We start from the raw sequence: 20,918 nt of genomic DNA on the forward strand, positions 1-20,918 counted from the left end.
GTGCGATTAACTACAAACCTGACAATTGGGATTTTTAGCCACTTTAAATTCATTGAATTTCATTGTGCTGGCATCAAACATTAATAACCTTGATGACAGTACAGTGCCAATTCCAGCCAACAACTTAATGGTTTCTGTTGCCTGTAATGAACCGATAACACCGACCACGGGTGATAAAACGCCTGACTCTGAGCACGTCAATTTTTGATCACCGCTACCACCAAAAATGGTACTTAAACATTGATAACAAGGTTGTCCCTGTTGCATTGTATAAGTCGCAACCTGCCCTTCCATTCTTATTGCGGCACCAGATACCAATGGCGTTTTCGACTGAAAACAGCATAAATTCAGTTCATTTCTGGTGTCCAAATTATCAGAACAATCCACCACCACATCATGACTTTCTACGGCCGCTGACAGCTCAGCCCAGCCTAATCTGTGTTCAGTTGTGTTAATGGTTATTTCACTGTTTAGCTGCTGTAGACTTTGTTTGGCAGATTCACACTTATTCATACCCACATTATTTTCAGCGTGTAAAACTTGTCTTTGTAAGTTGGTTTTATCTACCAAATCGTCATCCACCAGCGTTAACTGACCAATACCAGAACACGCCAAATACTGTGCTACAGCGCAGCCTAATCCACCAACACCAATGATTAATACTTTGCTATTCCACAACTTTTCTTGCCCATCAATATCCATGCTAGGCAACATAATATGACGGCTATAACGCATTAACTGGTCGTCTGACAAAGGTTTTGATGAGTGAGGCTTTACGGTTTTAGACATGACTTAATACACTTCTCTTATTTTATACTTTGATTGTTATACTTCTATGGTTACAAGTGCGGCAAAACACGACTGAGTACTTTTGAATAGTACAGGGAGAATACCCCGTTTATTACAAACAACAAATATTGTTAACTGACTATTTATTTTATTATTGTTTTTATTTGTTATTAACACTTTCATTTGGGTCTAAAAATAGCTTTAGACAGGCCTTTATTTGTTAACAAAAACAGTTATGATGGAGATTCACAAAAATTAACTCCGAGCTAATACGTTCACTCGTTTTATTGCCTAACCTTATTGAACTTAAAATGTATCACTACATTTTTCATCAAATAAATATGGCTTATTAGCCGTAGCCACTTCACTGTTTGAAGTGTGCTACCAGGGTCACAATAGAAATGTTGCTATTGGCCTCCCACATTTGGAAAGGTGTTATGTTACAAGACAATTTTGGCCGTAAATTTGAATATTTGCGGTTATCCATCACTGATGTCTGCAATTTTAGTTGCGACTATTGCCTGCCCGACGGTTACGACTGTTCTGGGGCACGCGACTTCCTGTCTCTGTCAGAAATCAAAACCTTAGTCACCGCCTTTGCCAAACTCGGTATGAAGAAAATTCGTATCACAGGTGGTGAGCCAGGCTTACGCAAAGACTTAGTCGACGTTATTCGTATCTGTAATAATACCCAAGGCATAGAGCAAATTGCCCTTACCACCAATGGTTTTAATCTCGAAAATAACATAGAGCAATGGGTTGAAGCTGGACTAACTCATTTAAATGTTAGTGCTGACAGTTTAGATCCTAGGTTATTTCAAGCCATTACAGGCCATCAAAATTTAGAGTCCATTTTACGTGGTGTCGACAAGGCGATATCTTTAGGCTTATCCAACGTTAAACTTAATGCGGTTTTGCTTAAAACATTCAACTTAGATCAAATCGACCAGTACTTATCTTGGATTAAAAATAAGTCCGTCACGGTACGTTTTATCGAGCTAATGGAAACTGGTGATAACAAAGACTACTTTGCCACCAACCATATATCTGGCGAATATATAAAACAAGATTTATTAACCAAAGGTTGGACTCAAGTTATTAAAGGAAAATTAGCAGGCCCAGCTCAAGAGTTTTGCCATCCTGATTATCAAGGCCGATTTGGTTTGATCATGCCGTACAGCACTGACTTTTGTAAAACCTGTAACCGTTTACGCATTGCCTCTAATGGCAAATTACACTTATGTTTGTTTGCCGAACAAGGCATAGATTTAAGACCATATTTAACCGAAGATGGCATTGAGCAAACTTGTGATGCGTTATTGGCGGCGATGACGAATAAAGAAGTAGGCCACGAATTAGCTAAAAACTTCACCGGTGCGACTACCCATTTAGCCATGCTTGGCGGATAAATATAGGAAGGTAGATAATGACAACACAAACTATTCGACCATTCATTGGCTTAATATTAGCCGGTGGCGATTCCTCACGTATGGGCGCAGATAAAGCATTGTTGGAAATTAACGGTGAAACCTTATTACAACGTAATATCGCCTTATTAAAAAGAATAGGTGCAGCCGACGTGTTTATTAGTCGTAATGATTTTACGGAAGGTAGCTTACCCGATATTTATCCGCATCATGGACCGTTAAGTGGTATTCATAGCGCGCTATTTCAGAGTAACTTGTATCATTTGAGTACCCCAATTTTGGTGCTACCAATAGACATGCCGTTATTATCCGAAGACTTATTGATATGTTTGGTGGAAGCAGGTTTAACTATGAGTAGTCCAGTGCATTATGCTGAACATCCACTTCCTGCCTTTATCCTCAACTCAAGTGTAGTTAGAGAATATTTGGAAACCATATTGTCAGACGTAACGGCCGCTAGACCAAGCCGCTCTGTTACACGATTTTTAGAACGAATTGGCGCAGTGCAATTAAGCACCACAGAAGCTGAAAAGTTAGTTAATACCAACACCCCTGAGCAGTGGGGTGACATGGTTAACAACTTCATTAAGTAGCATAATTAATGTTATAGCTTGAGTACATAAGTCAGTCGCATTACATAAACAACTCCATAATTAGTAACAGGTAATAAGATGTCAGCAAAAAAATCAGTTCCTTTTAAGCCACTTAACATCGCGGTATTAACTGTGTCGGATACCAGAGATGAATCGACCGATACCTCTGGCGGCTACCTTGTCGAAATCTTAAATGAAACAGGCCATCACTTAGCTGATAAGAAAATAGTCATTGATGATATTTATCAAATGCGCGCCGTGGTTTCCGACTGGATTGCCAGTACCAATGTACAAGCCGTCTTAATAACTGGTGGAACCGGTTTTACCAAACGCGACTCAACGCCTGAAGCTATGTTGCCATTATTCGACAAAGTCGTGGATGGATTTGGCGAGCTATTCAGACATGTGTCTTATCAAGAGATTGGTACTTCCACTATTCAATCTCGTGCGGTTGCAGGTTTGGCAAATGAGACAATTATATTTTGTATGCCAGGCTCTACTGGCGCATGTAAAACCGCTTGGGGAATTATTGAATCTCAACTGGATGCGTCACACCGCCCTTGTAACTTTGTTGATCAGTTAAAGTCAGTATCTACTGATAGCTGTGCTGACTCTAGAGGCTAATACTGAAGGAAAACAATTGTTCAAGGAAAAAATCATGACTAAATTAACCCACGTAGACCAAACAGGTCAGGCAAACATGGTTGATGTTACCGACAAGACTCCAACCGTGAGAACGGCGATTGCCGAAGGTTATATTCTAATGTCTGCCGCGACTATTGAGGAAGTGATCAATCACTCCAATAAAAAAGGTGACGTGATCACCACAGCCAAAATAGCTGGTATTCAAGCTGCCAAAAAGTGCGCCGACCTTATTCCATTGTGCCATCCACTGGCGTTATCAAAGGTGGATGTAGACTTTGACATTCAGCCAGAATATAACCGAATTCGTGTACAAGCTATGTGTAAATTAACAGGCCGTACAGGCGTAGAAATGGAAGCATTAACCGCCGTTAGCGTGGCAACCTTAACCTTATTTGATATGTGTAAGGCCGCTGATCCTTATATGGAAATTCAAGGTATTAAAGTGCTAGAAAAACTGGGTGGTAAAACAGGCCATTGGTTACATGACAGCAATACCAATAACAACGAAAACTTAGATAAACCATTATGATAAAAGTTTTATTTTTCGCTCAACTCAGAGAGCAATTAAATTGCGCAGAGCTAACTATTAATTTAGCCGAAGACACACGTTTTACAGCAGTGAGTACGTTAGAACAATTACGTACTGAGTTAGCGTTAACTGACGACAACTGGCAGTCTTGTTTGCAAACTGGCAAGTTATTAATGGCCGTTAACCAAACCATAGTCGATGGTAACCAAGTGTTAAAAGATGGAGACGAAGTCGCCTTTTTCCCTCCAGTTACAGGTGGGTAATAAATGGATGAAATGATCTCAGTACAAACTCAAGATTTTGATATGGCTGCAGAATACCAAGCCCTGCTTGCTAACACCGACGGCACGAGTAATAGCAGCGACGGTGCGGTTGTTACTTTTGTCGGTTTAGTCCGAGATTATAACCAAGGTAATCATGTTGAAGGCCTAACTTTAGAACACTACCCAGGCATGACAGAAAAAGCGTTAGAAGACATCGTAGTAGCAGCGCAAAGTAAATGGCCTTTAGGTAAGGTTAGAGTTATACATAGAATTGGAAAGCTGGCATTGTCTGATCAAATTGTATTTGTTGGCGTCACCAGTAAACACCGTGAAGCGGCTTTTGAAGCGACTCAATTTATTATGGATTTTTTAAAAAACAAAGCGCCGTTTTGGAAAAAAGAAGTCACTAATATTGGCGAACGTTGGGTAGAAGCCGAAGATAAAGATGTAAAAGCACAACAAAGATGGGATAAAGCTTAAGCTTCAAAATAACGAAATTTACGCCCTTACTTACAACTTAACTTTTCCTACCCCCAAAAAAATTGTGGCGAAGCCATTCTTATAACTTAGTACATCCTCCTAAAAAATAATTTCAAAAAACCAATCCAGAAAAAACCAAAAAAATCATATCTTTAACTTTAATCTAGATGCAAATCTGTAAACAATTCACTTCAATTTTCTATTAATTGCATAACCTAGACTAAATTATAAATAATTACCCCTTGCTAATGAGAATAGTTATCACTTAGTATAAGTCATCTAAATGATAACAATTTCCATTAACATCTAACTATTAAAGCTTTTTATATGAAACCTATCATCAAAACTATCACCTCATTTATTACTGTTGCTTTAGTTGGCCACATTTCTTTTTTTCAATCTGTGTCTGCTAATACCACAGAACAAGATACTGAATCGCTTGTTCAGCGATTGAAAGAGCTAGAACGTAAAGTTGAATTACTTTCTACAAAAACAGTTACGGCTCAAACATTAAGCCAAAAGCAAGATAAAAACTGGCAGATTATATCTTATGGCAGCATTGCTTACAGTAACGCCCCTGTATTTCGTAATATTCAAGACACCGACGCTGAAAATAAAGGCACAGCTGACCTTGAACGTGTTGTATTAGAATTAAAATATCGACCGTCTGATAAATGGCAAATAGAAACTGAAATCGAATTTGAGCACGGCGGAACAGGCGCGGCTTTAGAATACGACGGATTTGAGGAATTCGGTGAATTTGAAACTGAAATAGAAGCCGGTGGTGAAGTTTTAGTTGAGAAAATTGAATTCAAATACACACACAATGACAATATCAGTGTCAAATTTGGTCACATTGCACTTCCAGTTGGTTTAGGTACCGACTTCCATAAACCTGACCAATATTTTACAACTCAGCGCCATTGGAGTGAAGCGACTCTTATTCCACAAACTTGGCACGAAACCGGTATTAATTTATTAACTAACTGGCAGAATTTCCACTTACAAACCCTAATTACTACAGGTTTAAACTCTGAATACTTCAGAACTTATAACTGGATTGCTAGCGGCCATCAACAACGGTTTGAAACCAATAATGCCGACGATTTAGCATTAACGGTTCGTCTAGATTACGGTGACATTAGAAAAGAAAGTGGCATTGGCTTTAGTTATTACTCTAGCAACACTTCTGGCAATCGCCATAACGACAATAATGTGTCTGCCGATGGTCATGTATCTATTTTAGGTTTACATGGTGTATGGCGTAGTCACGACTTTACTGTTAAAGCTCAATACTTATTAGGTAATTTACAAGACAGTGAAGTGATCACTCAAGCAAATAAAACCACGGCTGGCTTACAACCTGGTAATTTCGCTCTAATTGGAAGTGAAGCTCACGCAGGCTTTGTTGAAGCTGGCTTTCACGTTAACGACTTATTCAATATAACCAACCCAACCACCTTATTTGTTGCTTACAGTTTCGCCAATCCGGTAAAACAAGTTGAAAGCTCCACAGCAACAGACCGATTCGACACATCAGAATTGGCATTTGGCATTAACTACAAACCAGTTAAAAACATAGTTATTAAGAGCCAATTTGCTATTCAACAATATGCCGTTGAAGCCATAGATGACACAAGCTCATTTGGCATTTCAGTCGGTTATCAATTCTCTATTTAGTTTTATATTTAACAAATTTATTTAATTTTAAGGAAAGAAAATTATGTTCAAGAAGTCATGTTTATCAATTTTAGTTTCTGTCACTCTATTATCAGCCTGTGGTTCAGATAATGATGACGACAATACATCGTTTGATTTTGACGCTACGCCAATGATCACTAACCTAACGGAAGACGTGATTGTTGCAGGTTATGTTGATTTGAATACTAAAGCAGAAGCGTTTGTTGCTGCGATAACGACATTATCAACTGATAAAACCGAAGCTAACTTAGCTGCTGCACAGCAAGCATGGAAAAATGTTAGACAACCTTGGGAACAAGGCGAGTCTCACATATTTGGTCCAGTTGATTCATTGGGTATTGACCCGCATTTAGATAGCTGGCCATTGAACACAAGCGATTTAGAAGATCTTTTAAGTTCTCAAAGTAGCTTTACCGCTGACGGTGTACGTAATTCAAATGATGATGTTCAAGGTTTCCATACAATGGAGTTTTTGTTATTTGGTGATGGTGTAGAAGATAACACTAAAGCTATTACTGAAATGACAGACCTAGAAATTGAATATTTAGCTTCAGCCGCAGAAGTATTTGAAGGTTACACTCAAGACTTAGAAGACGCTTGGCTTGTAGCGAGTGATGCGAATAACGCGAGTTCAGAAGCATATAAAGACTACTTATTAGAAACTGACAACGAAGTATACTCTTCACAAGTTGGTGTAGTGGAAGAATTAATTAATGGCCTAATTGGTATCGTGGACGAGGTAGGCAACGGTAAAATTGCAGAACCATTTGGTTCAGATATCGACAATACCGATACATCATTAGTTGAGTCACAGTACAGCTGGAATTCATTGGCCGATTTCACTAATAACATCATTGGTGTGCAAAATGTTTACCGTGGTGAATTTGAAGATGCTGCAGACGCACAAGGTATTATCGACTTTGTAAGCGCTACCGATTCTGAGTTAGCAACTAGAATTGATGACGAAATTTCAGCCGCGATTGCTAACATCAAAGCTATTGCTGGCACTGACGACTTGCCGTTTAGACAGGCTATTGGTGATGCTGATGCACGAGTTCGCATACAAACAGCTATTGATTCATTAACCCTGTTACAAGCGTCTTTAGAGAACGATGTATTACTACTTCTTAATGAGTGGAACGTTCAATAACAATGAATAGATAATAAGTGAAAATTTAATAAGTACTTATTATTCAAGTAATTAACAAAAGGCTCTTATGCAGAGCCTTTTCGTTCATCTAAAACCGGATAATTTAATAATTATGGCCTGTAAACAAATACAACTTATCTCACTGACTTTACTGCTCAGTCAAATCATTATTGGGTGTGACTCAAATGATAATTCAAGCAAATATCCAGATTACGCCTTAGTCGAAAAATTAGGTGACACAGCTACAGCAGAGAACGCCAGTAATTCTGGACATGGTTTTTCTACTCCAATCCCAACATTAACAGACGATGAACTAGCTCAGCATTTAACGGGTGATGTACATTTTGAAACAGCGTTCACCACTGCACCAAATACTGAACATCCAGAATTAGATGGTTTAGGGCCAGTATTTAACAATCAAGATTGCAACTCATGTCATCAACGTGATGGTCGTTCATCCACATTAACAATTCCATCAACACAAGACAGAATACTATTAGGCAGCAGCGCGGGCATATTTTTGCGCATGAGCATAGAAGACGGCTTATGTGAGTACCCAGATGCAGACAATGAATATTGTAATAACGTTGGAGTCGAGGGTTTTGGCACTCAGCTATTTCACCGTGGCGTATTAAAAGCCCGTGATGATTGGAATGCACAAGCGCCAGATACAGCCAATCCATTTATTGGACAAGCTAATGTGTATTTATCTTATGAGAGTTCAACTTACACTTATCCAGACGGAAGTAGTGTTGAATTAAAAAAACCACTATTTGATATTGAAATTCCATACGACGTAGAAAGTGATGATCAAACGAGCAGCGCGATTATGCAAGACAATGTACGTTTTAGCCCAAGAAACGGTATGCCTGTTTTCGGTTTAGGTTTATTAGAGTTGATTGCCGAAGAAGACATTTTAGCACTGGAAGATGAAGATGATACCAACTCAGATGGTATCTCAGGCAGAGCCAATTGGGTATTTGACCCAATAAAAGCAAGAGACGGTGATGACACACCTATTTCATTAGGTCGTTTTGGTTGGAAAGCCAGTACACCAAGCGTACGAGTTCAATCCCTTGGCGCTCTTCGTGGCGACATGGGTATCACCAATCCTTTATTTCCGGATGAAAGCATAGCTAATACCTCAATGCATGAAAGCTACTTAACCCGAACCAATAATGAAGATACAGGCACAGATATTTATGGCGATACAGAAGCAAGCCAAAGCTTTTCTGACGACGTGGTTTTTTACGCCGAAACATTAGCCGTGCCAGCAAGACGTGACATTGATGATGAGGATGTATTGGCAGGCAGTATTTTATTTGAGCAGAGTCAATGTACCGCTTGCCATACGCCATCATTTACAACTCAAACTGGTGAATTAAGCATTGGCGGTAAAGATGCACCTGAGGCATTAAAGGGTCAGAAAATTTACCCTTTCACTGACATGTTATTACACAATATGGGTGACGAGTTAGCGGATAACCGACGCGACTTTATGGCTGACGGTTTTGAATGGAAAACCAGACCATTATGGGGAATAGGCTTAACTAAGACAGTAAACCCAGCAGCTGGTTTTTTACATGACGGCAGAGCAAACACAGTAGAAGAAGCAATACTTTGGCACGGTGGTGAAGCGGCTATTAGCCGAACATTATTTGCTAACTTAACGTCAGTACAGCGTTCACAATTAGTTAGTTTTGTGATGTCTTTGTAAACTGACCTTATGCATTGAGCACTCTGTTAAAAGTTGCGTTAAGCCTTACGTTAAAAATAATATTAAAACAAAAAAACAGCCAAAGGGCTGTTTTTTTATTTATACGTATTGGTGTTTTATAACGCTCACATTCAACTTTGACTGAGAGTGGTTAATAACGAGTCCAACAGAGAATAAGCAACCACAAACATGATCATACCAACAACAATGTCGATTACTTGCTGTACCTTTGAACGACTTAACCAGGGAGCTAACTTAGCGGCGGCGATTGCTAATGCATAAAACCAAAGCACAGATGCGAGTATCGTTCCAAGTGCAAAAGCCACTCTATCGTCACCTTCAAATGTACCACCAACACTCCCTAAAATAATAATGGTGTCTAAGTACACATGTGGATTTAACAAGGTGACCGCAAAAGTCGTTGCTATGATCATTTTCCGGTTAGGCCTTTTATCACTAGCCTTAACACTATGGTATTGATTACGAAAAGCGGATCTTAACGACATTCCACCGTAAATCAGTAAAAATAGAATGCCGCCTATGGTAATAAACAACATTAATAATTCATTGCTAGAGATAAGTTTACCTCCACCCAAAATACCAATACTTATTAATAACACGTCACAAATAATACAAATTGTAGCCGCAAGAATATGATGATTACGTTTAATACCTTGATTTAAAATGAACGAGTTCTGTGCGCCAATAGGAATGATCATTCCTGCACCTAAAATCAACCCTTTCAATAATGCCGCTGTTACCATTTATCTCTCTCTAAATTTATTACTGTTTCTGTATGAATAATTATCACAATACCATGGCGGCAATAACGCCAAATATGACCAAAGGAATATTGTAATGAAGGAATGTAGGAACAACCGTGTCCCAAATATGATCATGTTGTCCGTCTGCATTTAAACCTGATGTTGGACCTAAGGTTGAGTCTGATGCAGGAGAACCAGCATCACCTAAGGCGGCAGCCGTTCCAACTAATGCAGCTGTCGCAAGTGGTGAAAAACCAAAACCTAGTGCGAGAGGCACATATATAGACGCTATAATTGGAATGGTAGAGAAAGACGAACCAATTCCCATCGTTACCAACAAGCCAGTTAACAACATTAAAAATGCCGCTAATACTTTATTGTCCCCTACTAAATCTGTTGTCGTTAGCACTAACGAATTTATTGCATGAGTGGCTTTCATAACCTCGGCAAAGCCTGCTGCAGATATCATAATAAAACCAAATACTCCCATCATATAAACCCCTTTGGTAAATACGTCTTGGGTTTCTTCTACTTTTAATACACCACCTAGTACAAATACGATAAGACCCGCTAACGAGCCAATAATGACGGAGTCCGTGATTAACTGTAATGAAAGCGCACTGACAATAGCCACACCTGCAACCCATAAATGTTTTGTTTGTACTGTGTGGTTTTCAGGCTCAGAGGCTAATATTTTATCCAAAGAATATTCACGTTTTCCTCGGTAAGATACAAACAACGCAAATAACAAACCTAACAACATACCAAAAACAGGAATAGCCATCACTAACGGTAATTGGTCGACCTGAATATTCACGCCGTTATCCACTAAGTTGTTATACAACAAAGTATTAAGGAATATTTTACCAAAGCCGACAGGCAACAACATATAAGTAGACGTTAGCCCGAATGTTAAAATACAAGCAACCGCTCTTCTATCTAATTTAAGCTGGGCCATTACATGTAACAAAGGAGGAATTAAAATTGGAATAAAGGCGATATGAACAGGAACAATATTTTGTGAAGAAATGGCGGCTAATAAAATAACACCAAACAGAATACTTTTAACCCAAATGGTACTGCCAACAGAAGCGTCTTTGCCACTAATTTGAGTGATCACTTTATTGGCTAACACATCAGTAATGCCTGACTTGGAAATTGTGACAGCAAAAGCACCTAACATGGCGTAATTTAACGCAATAGCCGCACCACCACCTAAACCTTGAGTGAACACGTTAACAGTTTCTAGCAGAGGTAGACCGCCAACAACGCCGCCGACTAACGCGCTTAAGAGTAAAGCGATAACAATATTAACGCGCACTAAACTTAAGCCAACCATAAGCAATACCGCAACAACAACAGCGTTCATACTTCTTCCTAATTGAGGGGGTGTAATTAATATTGTGGGATTATCTCTTAATTAGCTGAAATTACTAGTCTCATGTAAGCATTCCCTAAGGATATTAATAATTTACTCACGAATAATAAAAATTAAAATAAATACAATAAACTCGGAGTTTTGACCTTTAGTTAGTTGATAAGTTCATCATTACAAACTACTCTCTACTGACTTTTATGTTGAATTACTACTGAGAAATATGAAAATTTATGTCGTTATTTTATTTTGTATTTTTCAGCTGTTCAGCCCAAATATACAAGCATCTACAGAACAATCTTTTATCCCCGAAAAAGCAACGCAAATTTTATTTATAAACTCGTTAAATCAAGATATGCCTTGGCAAAAAACGATTGAGTCAGGATTACGTAACGAATTAACCGAACAAGCGTCTAGCTTTGATCTGTTTGTTGAAAATATGGATACGGGACGATTTGACCAAGCTCAGCAAAAATCAGTAATGAAGCTTTACTTACAAGAAAAATATCGTGAGAAAAAAGTAGATATCATTATTAGCTTAGGCGTTTCAGCTGCCGCATTGTTGTCTGAATTAGAACCATTTTTTACCGAAATACCCAAAATATACTTAAGACCGGGCTCTAAGTTTACAGTGCCAGATAAAGACGTTGGGATAACTATTCGCCCTAGATTAAATTATAAAAAAGCAACTCAAGACGCTGTTGATTTAATTAATCCTCAAAAAATAATACTTATCTTGGATACCAAAAGTGACTTAGACCTCAGTTTTTACCGACGTATAATGCCGATTATTAATGATGATTTTTCACATCTAGCCGTCGAAAAATGGTTGGATATTCCAACAGAAGAATTAATTGAAAAAGTGAATAATGCTCCATCCGACGCCATTATATTGTTCATGCCTATTTTTCGAAGTTATAACGATAATATACTTAACCCATATCAATTCTTACAGTTGATAACGAGTAAAAGCCCAGCACCTATTTTTAGTTACTGGCATTCATTGTTTGGTTCTGGAATTGTTGGGGGTTATTTATTATCAGGTGAAATTATTGGTAAAAAAGCGGCCGATTCAATAATTTACTTTCATGATTATAAAAGTTTAAAAGTCGTAAATTCGGAAGAATTAAGCTCTTATTATTATGATTGGAGACAATTAGATAAATTTGCCATCGCCCATGAAAAATTACCTACCGACTCAGTAATTTCTTATTATGTACCTTCATATTTTGAAAAAAATCACACGCTTATTTATAGCGCAATTGCCGTTATAGCAATGTTAACTGGCTTTTTAGCTTTTGTATTATTTTCAAATAATAAACGAGCACAACTGCTAAAAGAGCTTGATAACGAAAAGTTGAAATTAGAATCTCGTGTTATTGAAAGAACTGAAGAACTATTAATTGCAAAAGAAGAAGCTGAACATTTAACATCCGTAAAATCAGACTTTTTAGCTAATATGAGTCATGAAATAAGAACGCCAATGAATGGCGTTATTGGGCTCACCAATATTTTACTCAATAGCGATTTACCAGAAAAACAAAAACAATACCTAGATAAAATCAAATACTCGTCAGATCAATTACTCATAGTGATCAATGATATTTTAGACTTTTCTAAAATTGAATCCGGTAATATTAATCTTGAAGACTTCCCTTTTTCGATTCACTCGATTGTCGATTACATCAAAACCACATTTGAAAGCCAAGCTGAAGAAAAAGGCATAGAGTTTGTCATTAATGTTACCGATAACGTTAATCCAGATTTAATCGGTGATGTAGTTCGTATCAATCAAGTACTACTAAACCTATGTTCTAATGCGATTAAATTCACGCCTCATGGCAAGGTATCCATAAGCATTCAAACTGAACCTACGATAAACGAGCATGAAGAAGTGATCATGCACTTTATCGTTAAAGACTCAGGCATAGGTATAGCACCTAAAAACGTACCACACTTATTTGAAGCTTTTACTCAAGAAGATAGCTCAACTACCAGAAAGTTTGGTGGAACTGGCCTAGGTTTAACCATTAGTAAACGTTTATGTAAATTAATGGGTGGTGACATTTCGGTAAGCAGTACACTAAATGTAGGTAGTGTATTCACCGCCTCAATTAAACTAAAACTTCATACTCAAGTACTAACACCTAACTGCCAGAACTTAGTATTCCCGGACGTTTTTGATGTATTGGTGGTCGACGACAATACCTTAGCGCTAAATGCAATTGAGAAACAACTTTCACTGATGGGATTAAGCTGTACCTTGTGTACATCTGGGCAGCAAGCTCTCGATCTTATAAAAAAACGGCAAGATAAGTTTAAAGTCATTATTACCGATTGGAGTATGCCAATTATGAATGGTGAAAGCTTTTTGACCCATATAAAAAATATGGACTCTAAGCCTTGCGACATTATCATTGTCCTTACGGCCTATAGTAAAAGTGCAATAAACGATTTAGCCAACAAACTAAATATCAATACCGTTTTAGAAAAGCCCGTTCTTACCAGTTTATTATATAGCGTTATTCAAACTAACATTGAGAACTCAGTAACATTGGCACTACCAAATAATGGAGAATCATTAGACGGATTAAAAGTATTAGTCGCGGAAGATAACGTGATTAATCAATTGGTCATAACCAAAATGTTAGAGAAAGAAGGCATTGTTTTTCAACTAGTAGACAATGGTTTTGATTGCACCCAAGCGATTGAAAATGAAGACTTTGATTTAATATTAATGGATATCCACATGCCAGTGATGGATGGTGTTGAAGCAAGTAAAATCATACGCAACTCTACTAACGAAAAAGTAGCTAACATTCCAATTATCGCCCTGACAGCCAATGTCATGTCAGATGATATTCAGTACTACCTTTCCATTGGTATCAATGCTCATATTGCAAAACCAACTCAGCCAAAAGATTTACACAACACAATTGTAGAATGCTTAAAAGATTGTTCCGATTACTTTGATAAAATCGCATAACAAACCTTCTTAATATTTGCTGATACGCCTTTAGCTAGCAAAATAAATAAGTACGTAGTTATTTATCCTCTAAAAAAAAGAGAGCCTATAAGCTCTCTTCAATGATTGTATTACTTTGTTGTGTACTGATTAGAATAGATTAATTGCGACAGATGAGTGACCACAGCTATTAATTACAATCACTTATAGATAGTTATTCGGCTGCCTAATAAAGGCTTCTAATACATCTATATTCTGAGTTAGCTGTAACTTTAATCTGTCTTTAAACATAACCGTCAATTTATCAAGTCGGTCAAATTCAGTGTGCCAAATCATGCCCCATTTTTTCTCAGTATCTCTATCGCAAGCCGTTAACCCGTCTTGCTTTAAACAATTCCAAGCATCTTTGTGCGTGGTTTGTGAATAACCGTCATTACCTGAATGTCCGTCAATGGCAAAGTTTGTCGCTTCTAAATACGCAATGGGGATACCATTACAGGCAAAAAGAGCATGATCAGACCAACTGCCCGTTTGCCCTTGAGGGTAACCTTGAAATGCAGGATGTAATTGATGACTATTTTCAGCAAATAAGTCTTTAGAGATAGAAAGCAATTCATCTCTTAATTTTGTTGAAGAGTTATAATTAGGTTTGCTTACAGCTTTACATTTATAAGGCGTTTCATGAGCGCTATGCACGTAGAGTTTATCGCCACCAATTATGGTATCTAAGTTAATCATACCTACAACATGTTTAAGTGATTCTTGTTGTTGTCCCACATAGGCTTTAGAGCCTTGCAAACCAAATTCTTCCGCACCAAAGGCAACTAATCTAACCGTAACCGCTAGCTTTTGTGCTTTTAAACGATTCGCTAAGTCAAGAATTGCTGCGACTCCAGAACCATTATCCGTCGTGCCTAGACTGCCTTGCTTTTCACCTGTTGAGTCATAATGAGCCCCAATAACTAGGATTTTATCTGACTGACCTTTTATGGTGATAGACAAGTTTTCAGACGTTAATTTTTGACCTTTAAGAGAGAATTCAAATGGAAATCCATTAACTGTATAACCTAATAACTGCCACTGTTTTTTGATCCAAACGGCGGTTTCTTTTTCTTTATCTGAGCCGGCGGGTCTTGCGCCAATACCTGAGGTTTCGTCGGTTAATTCAATCAGCTTTTGCCAAGCAAAATCGTCAGCTGATACTGGTTTTGAAAAGCTAAATAATAAACATAATGTTAAAAGATATTTCACGCGGGTTTCCGTATATTTGATGCCAATGTAAGTAGCAGTAAAATACAGGTAAATTGATAGGATAAAAAGATAAATGATATGAAGTAAAAATATTACGAGGTGAATGAAATATCAACCACCCCGTATAAATTGCTATTTAATTACACGTAACCAAATTTAATATGGCTAGTTAACTACAGCTTAGTTAAATGCGGTTAACTAAGTGCATGACTAACTGATAATTAAAAAGCGAGTTTTGCTGATACTTGCATATAAGTTGAATCAGCATCGGCTTCAGCCATTTCAAAGTTACCAACTTCAGCACCAATTGAAAATTTAGGTGTGTAATTTTTGAATATGTTTACACCCCAATGACTTCTGTCTACATCACTTTCAGTTGTTGTGATATTGCCATAAAATACTGAACTACGAACAGCCTCTGTCCAAAAATGACGATACGCCACCATGAAACTACTCGACTCTTCTACTTCTTCTCCCACTAAATCTTGTGCCGCGGCAACACCTACATAACGACCTAAATTGCCTTGATGAAGTTGGAACCTAAAGTCATCTTTACCTGCAACATTAATTTTACCCGCAACAGATACGCCGGCTGCACTTTCAGTTTCGCCTGTTAATGTAGTTAATTGTCTTACTAAAGCAGCAACAGAAACATTACCCCAGTCACCTTTAAATTGATATTTGGCGATCATATCAGGCATAGAATCATTGGTTGGATCACCACCGTATGACTCTGGATTCTCTAACGCTACTGAGAAACCATTTTTGCTATATCTAACTTGTGTGTTTCGAACAAACGCTTCACCTACCATAGCACCAGCAAAATCAACTGTTTCTGCCAAAGCACTGGTATTCATAAACGTGGTCCATGTTTGACCAATAACAAAGTTGTCATATTTAATCGTGGCATGACGTAAACGCGGATTAGATGAATTAGAGATAATTTCATTACCACCGCCGCCGTAAAAATCCATTTCAATAAATGCCGTTACACCATTACCTGTATATGTGGTGTTGATCCGAGACTCGTTAGCAAAAAACTTAGTTTGTGAAGCATCTTCAGCCAATACCGTCCCTGAACCTATCCAGAAATCACGATATCCAACATTACCATCTACATGGCGTCCATCTATTTTAATAAAACCACCAAATTTAATAGTTTCATCATCATTTACTTTTATTTCGTAAGCGGCATAAGAGGCACCACTTAGTAATACGGTTGATAGTACAGTTGCAGACGTTAATACATTTATTATTTTTTTCATTTTATTAAACCCTGTTTCATCTAAATTCAAACATGTGAAGTATCTACTTATAGTTGACACTCTACTGCTATGCAACTTCTTCGAGTTGTAGTTTTCGGAATCCATTATTTGAAAAGAATAAAAATTAAACAATTAGCAATTAGTCTATTCGACTAAGGTCTAATAGCATTCGAAAGGTCATTTCGACTAAGGTTTATTCCATTAAAAAGAACTAGTTGTCATAAAACTTAGTCCAAAATCAATCTACTCATTAGGTGCCTTATTATGACCTCAAAATCATATGCAATACCAAAATTTGACCATAACAATTCAACCCCTTTAACTATTGAGCAATATCATGATTTATATCAAGCCTCAATTAACGAACCTGACAATTTTTGGGACATTCAAGGGCAAAGACTAGATTGGACAAAACCTTATACAAAAGTCAAAGACACACGCTTTAACAAAGGTGATGTGAAAATCGATTGGTATGCAGATGGCGAACTAAATGTTTGTACTAACTGTGTAGATAGACACTTACCTGATCACGCGGACCAAAGTGCCATTATTTGGGAAGCTGATAGCCCAGGTCATAGTAAGCACATTAATTATCAAGAACTACACGATGAAATATGCAAATTAGCAAACGGCTTAAAATCACTTGGGGTTAAAAAAGGTGACCGAGTTGTTATTTATATGCCTATGGTGCCAGAAGCCGCTTATGCAATGTTAGCTTGTGCCAGATTAGGTGCCATTCATTCTGTAATATTCGCAGGTTTCTCTCCTCATGCAATTGCCGATCGTATTATAGACTGTGAAGCAAAAGTAGTTATCACATCAGACATTAGTAAACGTGGCGGGAAAAGCTTGCCATTAAAAGCAAATGTAGATGAAGCATTAGCTAGAGATGACGTCACTACAATTGAAAAAACCATCGTATTTAATCACGACGATACAGAAATGCCATTATTAGATGGTCAAATTTGGTGGCACAAATTAACTGAAAACTGTGATACTAATTGCCCAGCAGAACCTATGAATGCTGAAGATCCACTTTTCATTCTGTACACTTCAGGTTCAACTGGTCAGCCAAAAGGTTTAGTTCATACCACTGGCGGCTATTTAGTTTATGCATCACTGACCCATCAAATGATTTTTGATTATAAGCCTGGCGAAGTTTACTGGTGTGCTGCAGATGTTGGTTGGGTTACCGGTCATACCTATATTGTTTATGGGCCACTTGCTAATAGAGCAACAACCGTAATGTTTGAGGGTATTCCAACTTACCCAGATGAACGTCGTATTGGCCAAATAATTGATAATCATAACGTTAATATTCTATATACAGCGCCTACTGCGATTAGAGCATTAATGGCAAAAGGTGACTTGGCAGCAAAAGACTCTCACCGTGATTCGTTACGTTTATTAGGTAGTGTAGGTGAACCTATTAATCCTGAAGCGTGGCAGTGGTATTACGAAGTTGTTGGTAAATCTAGATGCCCAATTGTTGATACTTGGTGGCAAACTGAAACGGGTGGCGCAATGATCACTCCTCTTGCTAGCTCTACAAAATTAAAACCTGGCTCTGCAACCTTCCCATTTTTTGGTGTGCAACCAGCTTTAGTTGACGCTGAAGGTAATGAACTTGAAGGCGAAAACGAAGGTAACTTAATCATTAAAGATTCTTGGCCTGGACAAGCCAGAACCATACATGGCGATCATAAGCGTTTTGAAGAAACTTACTTCTCAGCATACGAGAATGTCTATTTCACCGGTGATGGTTGTAAACGTGATGCCGACGGATATTACTGGATAACAGGCCGTGTAGATGACGTTCTTAACGTGTCAGGTCATAGGTTAGGTACGGCTGAAATTGAAAGCTCATTAGTTGCGCACGAAAAAGTCGCAGAAGCTGCCGTTGTAGGTTATCCTCATGATATTAAAGGCCAAGGTATTTATGTTTATATCACTCCTATATCTGGGACGGAAGTAACGGAAGAGTTAACCAAGTCTGTACGCGACTGGGTTCGTCACGACCTTAGTCCGATAGCAACACCAGATATGATCCAGTGGACAAACGGTTTACCAAAAACCAGAAGTGGAAAGATCATGCGCCGTATATTAAGAAAAATTGCAGCTGATGATTTTGCTCAATTGGGCGACACGTCTACTTTGGCCGATCCAAGTGTGGTGGACTCCATCATAGAAAATCGACTAAACAGATGAGTGTATGGCTAACTTTTTAATTGCAGATGACCACCCTTTATTTCGTGAAGCGCTTATTGGCGCTTTACGAAGTCAATTTTCTGAGCTGAGTATTGTGGAGTCAGATTCGCTTGAATCCACTATTCAGCAAATTGAAAGCCACGATGATCTAGACTTAGTATTGCTAGATTTACATATGCCCGGTAGCGGCGACTTGTATGGCATTATTAGAATTAGAGAAGACTTTCCGGAATTACCAGTTGCAGTAATTTCTGGCTCAGATCAATTGGACATCATCTCAAAAGTGATGGGCTTTGGTGCAATGGGCTTTATTTCAAAGTCATCCTCGTCAGTTCAAATAGCCCAAGCAATTAACAACATATTAGAAGGTGATACTTGGCTTCCGCCTGGCATTGCCAATCAAATTCAAGCGCTGTCTAGCGACGACTTAAACTTAGCTAACCGAGTCGCTAAGTTGACGCCTCAGCAATATCGAGTTTTATATTTATTACACGAAGGTATGCTAAACAAACAAATTGCTTACGAGCTTAATGTGACAGAAGCCACTATAAAGGCCCATATTACGGCAATATTTAAAAAGTTGGGGATCAATAATAGAACCCAAGCTGTGTTACTTGCAGAGAAACTACAGTTAGAGCCTAGCGTGTCGAGCCACTCATAGAAGGATAAATAAAGTGAACTCAGCAAAAAATGAAAGTGAAATTAACAATAAAACATTTAAAGATTTCTATTTTATGATTGGTTTTAGCCTCGCATTAATTGCGGGGATAGCGATAGGATCATCTTTAATTAGTCTTTTAGACAAGCTGATAACGCAACTGTGATATTTATATCCAGTAAATTCGAGCTATGTATTTAAGCTTAAATAGCGCTTACTGGCTCCAATGCAATTTACTCAAATATATTCACGGTAGTATAATTTAAACATCAGTTTCGAATCTGTGGGTTATACTGACGGCTACAATTTGTTATAGTGACGAACTAACAGCCTTAGGCCGTGTCAATTAATCTTATAAAGAGTAAAATAACGTAATGAAGACATTTTCAAATATTGCAGAATTGATTGAAGTTTATGAAGCCGAAATTGATTCGCTTAACGTTAGTATTGCTGCTTTAAAGAAAAAACCACAAAGTTTTAATGAACGAGTGCTTTTTAATTACATTGATACAGGTAGCACAGGTAAAACAAAAGATTTTGTTAGAGCATTAGGTATAATGTCTGAACGTGGTTCACTATTTTCTTCTGCCGATGTCAGTAAATTGATAAAAGACGGCGCTGGCGACGTTTCACCTGAGTTGCTTGCAATAGCAAGAAAGGTAGTTGGAATGAAAAAAAGAAACGGTAAAGGCTAATAATTTAGCTATAATTGACAATAGTAAGCATTGATTGCAAGTTTGGTGTAGCCAAACACTAATAAAAAATTTAAACTAGCCAAAGTAAAGTTAGTTGAATAGAATTCAAAGTCTGATTTGTAATGGTGATAACAAGTCAGAAATTTATTTTTCACCGAAGAGAAAGAGAAAGTTATGAGTAAAGGTACAGTTAAGTGGTTCAGTGCAGATAAAGGTTTCGGATTCATTACTCCTGAAGATGGAAGCAAAGATTTATTTGTTCACCATTCAGAAATTCAAGCAGGCGGTCAATTTGCAACATTAGATGACGGTCAAGCTGTTGAGTTTGAAGTTGGCCAAGGTCCTAAAGGTCCATGTGCAAACAAAGTTGTTGCTGTTTAAGCGATAATTAATAGGCAGCTGGTGCGCATTGCGCATTGGCTTTCCTATACTTCCCCTGCAAT

Annotated in this window: 19 protein-coding genes and 1 riboswitch; of the genes, 14 read left to right on the top strand and 5 right to left on the bottom strand. The window is 37.9% G+C overall.

What is annotated here, in order from left to right:
* Positions 1 to 6: 6 nt before the first annotated feature.
* Entirely contained in the window at positions 7 to 789 is a 783-nt protein-coding gene (locus tag BTO11_RS00650; protein WP_105050767.1) for a molybdopterin-synthase adenylyltransferase MoeB, read from the bottom strand.
* Between the two features lie 247 nt (positions 790 to 1,036).
* Positions 1,037 to 1,240: riboswitch (molybdenum cofactor riboswitch) on the top strand.
* Here BTO11_RS00650 and moaA point away from each other — a divergent pair.
* From moaA to BTO11_RS00695, 9 genes are all read left to right on the top strand, one after another.
* Positions 1,227 to 2,198: a GTP 3',8-cyclase MoaA gene (gene moaA, locus BTO11_RS00655; RefSeq protein WP_105050768.1), complete on the top strand. Its 972-nt coding sequence runs from the start codon at positions 1,227 to 1,229 to the stop codon at positions 2,196 to 2,198. It overlaps the preceding riboswitch by 14 nt.
* A gap of 17 nt (positions 2,199 to 2,215) precedes the next feature.
* Entirely contained in the window at positions 2,216 to 2,809 is a 594-nt protein-coding gene (gene mobA / locus BTO11_RS00660) for a molybdenum cofactor guanylyltransferase (RefSeq protein WP_105050769.1), read from the top strand.
* Between the two features lie 78 nt (positions 2,810 to 2,887).
* Positions 2,888 to 3,433 (top strand): molybdenum cofactor biosynthesis protein B, encoded by a 546-nt coding sequence (gene moaB / locus BTO11_RS00665; protein WP_105050770.1) that lies wholly within the window; start codon positions 2,888 to 2,890, stop codon positions 3,431 to 3,433.
* A 34-nt stretch (positions 3,434 to 3,467) separates the two neighbouring features.
* Entirely contained in the window at positions 3,468 to 3,983 is a 516-nt protein-coding gene (gene moaC / locus BTO11_RS00670; protein ID WP_105050771.1) for a cyclic pyranopterin monophosphate synthase MoaC, read from the top strand.
* The gene (gene moaD / locus BTO11_RS00675) at positions 3,980 to 4,246 is read left to right on the top strand and encodes a molybdopterin synthase sulfur carrier subunit (protein WP_105050772.1); all 267 of its coding nucleotides are present in this window, start codon (positions 3,980 to 3,982) and stop codon (positions 4,244 to 4,246) included. Before moaC ends, moaD begins: the two co-directional genes overlap by 4 nt.
* A 3-nt stretch (positions 4,247 to 4,249) precedes the next feature.
* Positions 4,250 to 4,726 carry a molybdopterin synthase catalytic subunit MoaE gene (gene moaE, locus BTO11_RS00680; RefSeq protein ID WP_219846447.1) on the top strand — a complete coding sequence of 159 codons (477 nt, stop codon included), beginning with the start codon at positions 4,250 to 4,252 and terminating at the stop codon, positions 4,724 to 4,726.
* A 327-nt stretch (positions 4,727 to 5,053) separates the two neighbouring features.
* Complete coding sequence (locus BTO11_RS00685) at positions 5,054 to 6,406, top strand: hypothetical protein (protein WP_229793376.1); 1,353 nt, start codon at positions 5,054 to 5,056, stop codon at positions 6,404 to 6,406.
* A 43-nt stretch (positions 6,407 to 6,449) separates the two neighbouring features.
* A complete protein-coding gene (locus tag BTO11_RS00690; RefSeq protein ID WP_181135805.1) occupies positions 6,450 to 7,577 on the top strand; it encodes an imelysin family protein in 1,128 nt (375 codons plus the stop codon).
* Between the two features lie 112 nt (positions 7,578 to 7,689).
* Positions 7,690 to 9,294 (top strand): di-heme oxidoredictase family protein, encoded by a 1,605-nt coding sequence (locus tag BTO11_RS00695; RefSeq protein ID WP_105050774.1) that lies wholly within the window; start codon positions 7,690 to 7,692, stop codon positions 9,292 to 9,294.
* A 131-nt stretch (positions 9,295 to 9,425) separates the two neighbouring features.
* On the opposite strand, the gene BTO11_RS00700 is transcribed toward BTO11_RS00695, so the two are convergent.
* Both BTO11_RS00700 and BTO11_RS00705 read right to left on the bottom strand, forming a co-directional pair.
* A complete protein-coding gene (locus BTO11_RS00700; RefSeq protein WP_105050775.1) occupies positions 9,426 to 10,058 on the bottom strand; it encodes a LysE/ArgO family amino acid transporter in 633 nt (210 codons plus the stop codon).
* A gap of 43 nt (positions 10,059 to 10,101) precedes the next feature.
* A complete protein-coding gene (locus BTO11_RS00705; protein WP_105050776.1) occupies positions 10,102 to 11,427 on the bottom strand; it encodes a Na+/H+ antiporter family protein in 1,326 nt (441 codons plus the stop codon).
* A gap of 229 nt (positions 11,428 to 11,656) precedes the next feature.
* Between BTO11_RS00705 and BTO11_RS00710 the strand changes: the two genes are divergently transcribed.
* Complete coding sequence (locus BTO11_RS00710; protein WP_105050777.1) at positions 11,657 to 14,419, top strand: response regulator; 2,763 nt, start codon at positions 11,657 to 11,659, stop codon at positions 14,417 to 14,419.
* Between the two features lie 183 nt (positions 14,420 to 14,602).
* On the opposite strand, the gene BTO11_RS00715 is transcribed toward BTO11_RS00710, so the two are convergent.
* Together BTO11_RS00715 and BTO11_RS00720 are read right to left on the bottom strand one after the other, a co-directional pair.
* Positions 14,603 to 15,649, bottom strand: coding sequence for a M28 family metallopeptidase (locus tag BTO11_RS00715; RefSeq protein ID WP_105050778.1), 1,047 nt, complete (start codon positions 15,647 to 15,649; stop codon positions 14,603 to 14,605).
* Between the two features lie 221 nt (positions 15,650 to 15,870).
* Positions 15,871 to 16,914 carry a DcaP family trimeric outer membrane transporter gene (locus tag BTO11_RS00720; RefSeq protein WP_105050779.1) on the bottom strand — a complete coding sequence of 348 codons (1,044 nt, stop codon included), beginning with the start codon at positions 16,912 to 16,914 and terminating at the stop codon, positions 15,871 to 15,873.
* 285 nt (positions 16,915 to 17,199) lie between these two features.
* Between BTO11_RS00720 and acs the strand changes: the two genes are divergently transcribed.
* The 4 genes from acs (at position 17,200) to BTO11_RS00740 (ending at position 20,856) form a co-directional block, all read left to right on the top strand.
* Positions 17,200 to 19,122, top strand: coding sequence for an acetate--CoA ligase (acs, locus tag BTO11_RS00725; protein WP_373295206.1), 1,923 nt, complete (start codon positions 17,200 to 17,202; stop codon positions 19,120 to 19,122).
* A gap of 4 nt (positions 19,123 to 19,126) precedes the next feature.
* Complete coding sequence (locus BTO11_RS00730) at positions 19,127 to 19,783, top strand: response regulator transcription factor (RefSeq protein ID WP_105050781.1); 657 nt, start codon at positions 19,127 to 19,129, stop codon at positions 19,781 to 19,783.
* 371 nt (positions 19,784 to 20,154) lie between these two features.
* Positions 20,155 to 20,475 (top strand): hypothetical protein, encoded by a 321-nt coding sequence (locus tag BTO11_RS00735; protein WP_105050782.1) that lies wholly within the window; start codon positions 20,155 to 20,157, stop codon positions 20,473 to 20,475.
* A 174-nt stretch (positions 20,476 to 20,649) separates the two neighbouring features.
* Positions 20,650 to 20,856 (top strand): cold-shock protein, encoded by a 207-nt coding sequence (locus BTO11_RS00740; RefSeq protein ID WP_105050783.1) that lies wholly within the window; start codon positions 20,650 to 20,652, stop codon positions 20,854 to 20,856.
* Positions 20,857 to 20,918: the final 62 nt, after the last annotated feature.

This window comes from Psychrosphaera saromensis (assembly GCF_002954545.1).
GTDB classification, from domain to species: domain Bacteria; phylum Pseudomonadota; class Gammaproteobacteria; order Enterobacterales; family Alteromonadaceae; genus Psychrosphaera; species Psychrosphaera saromensis.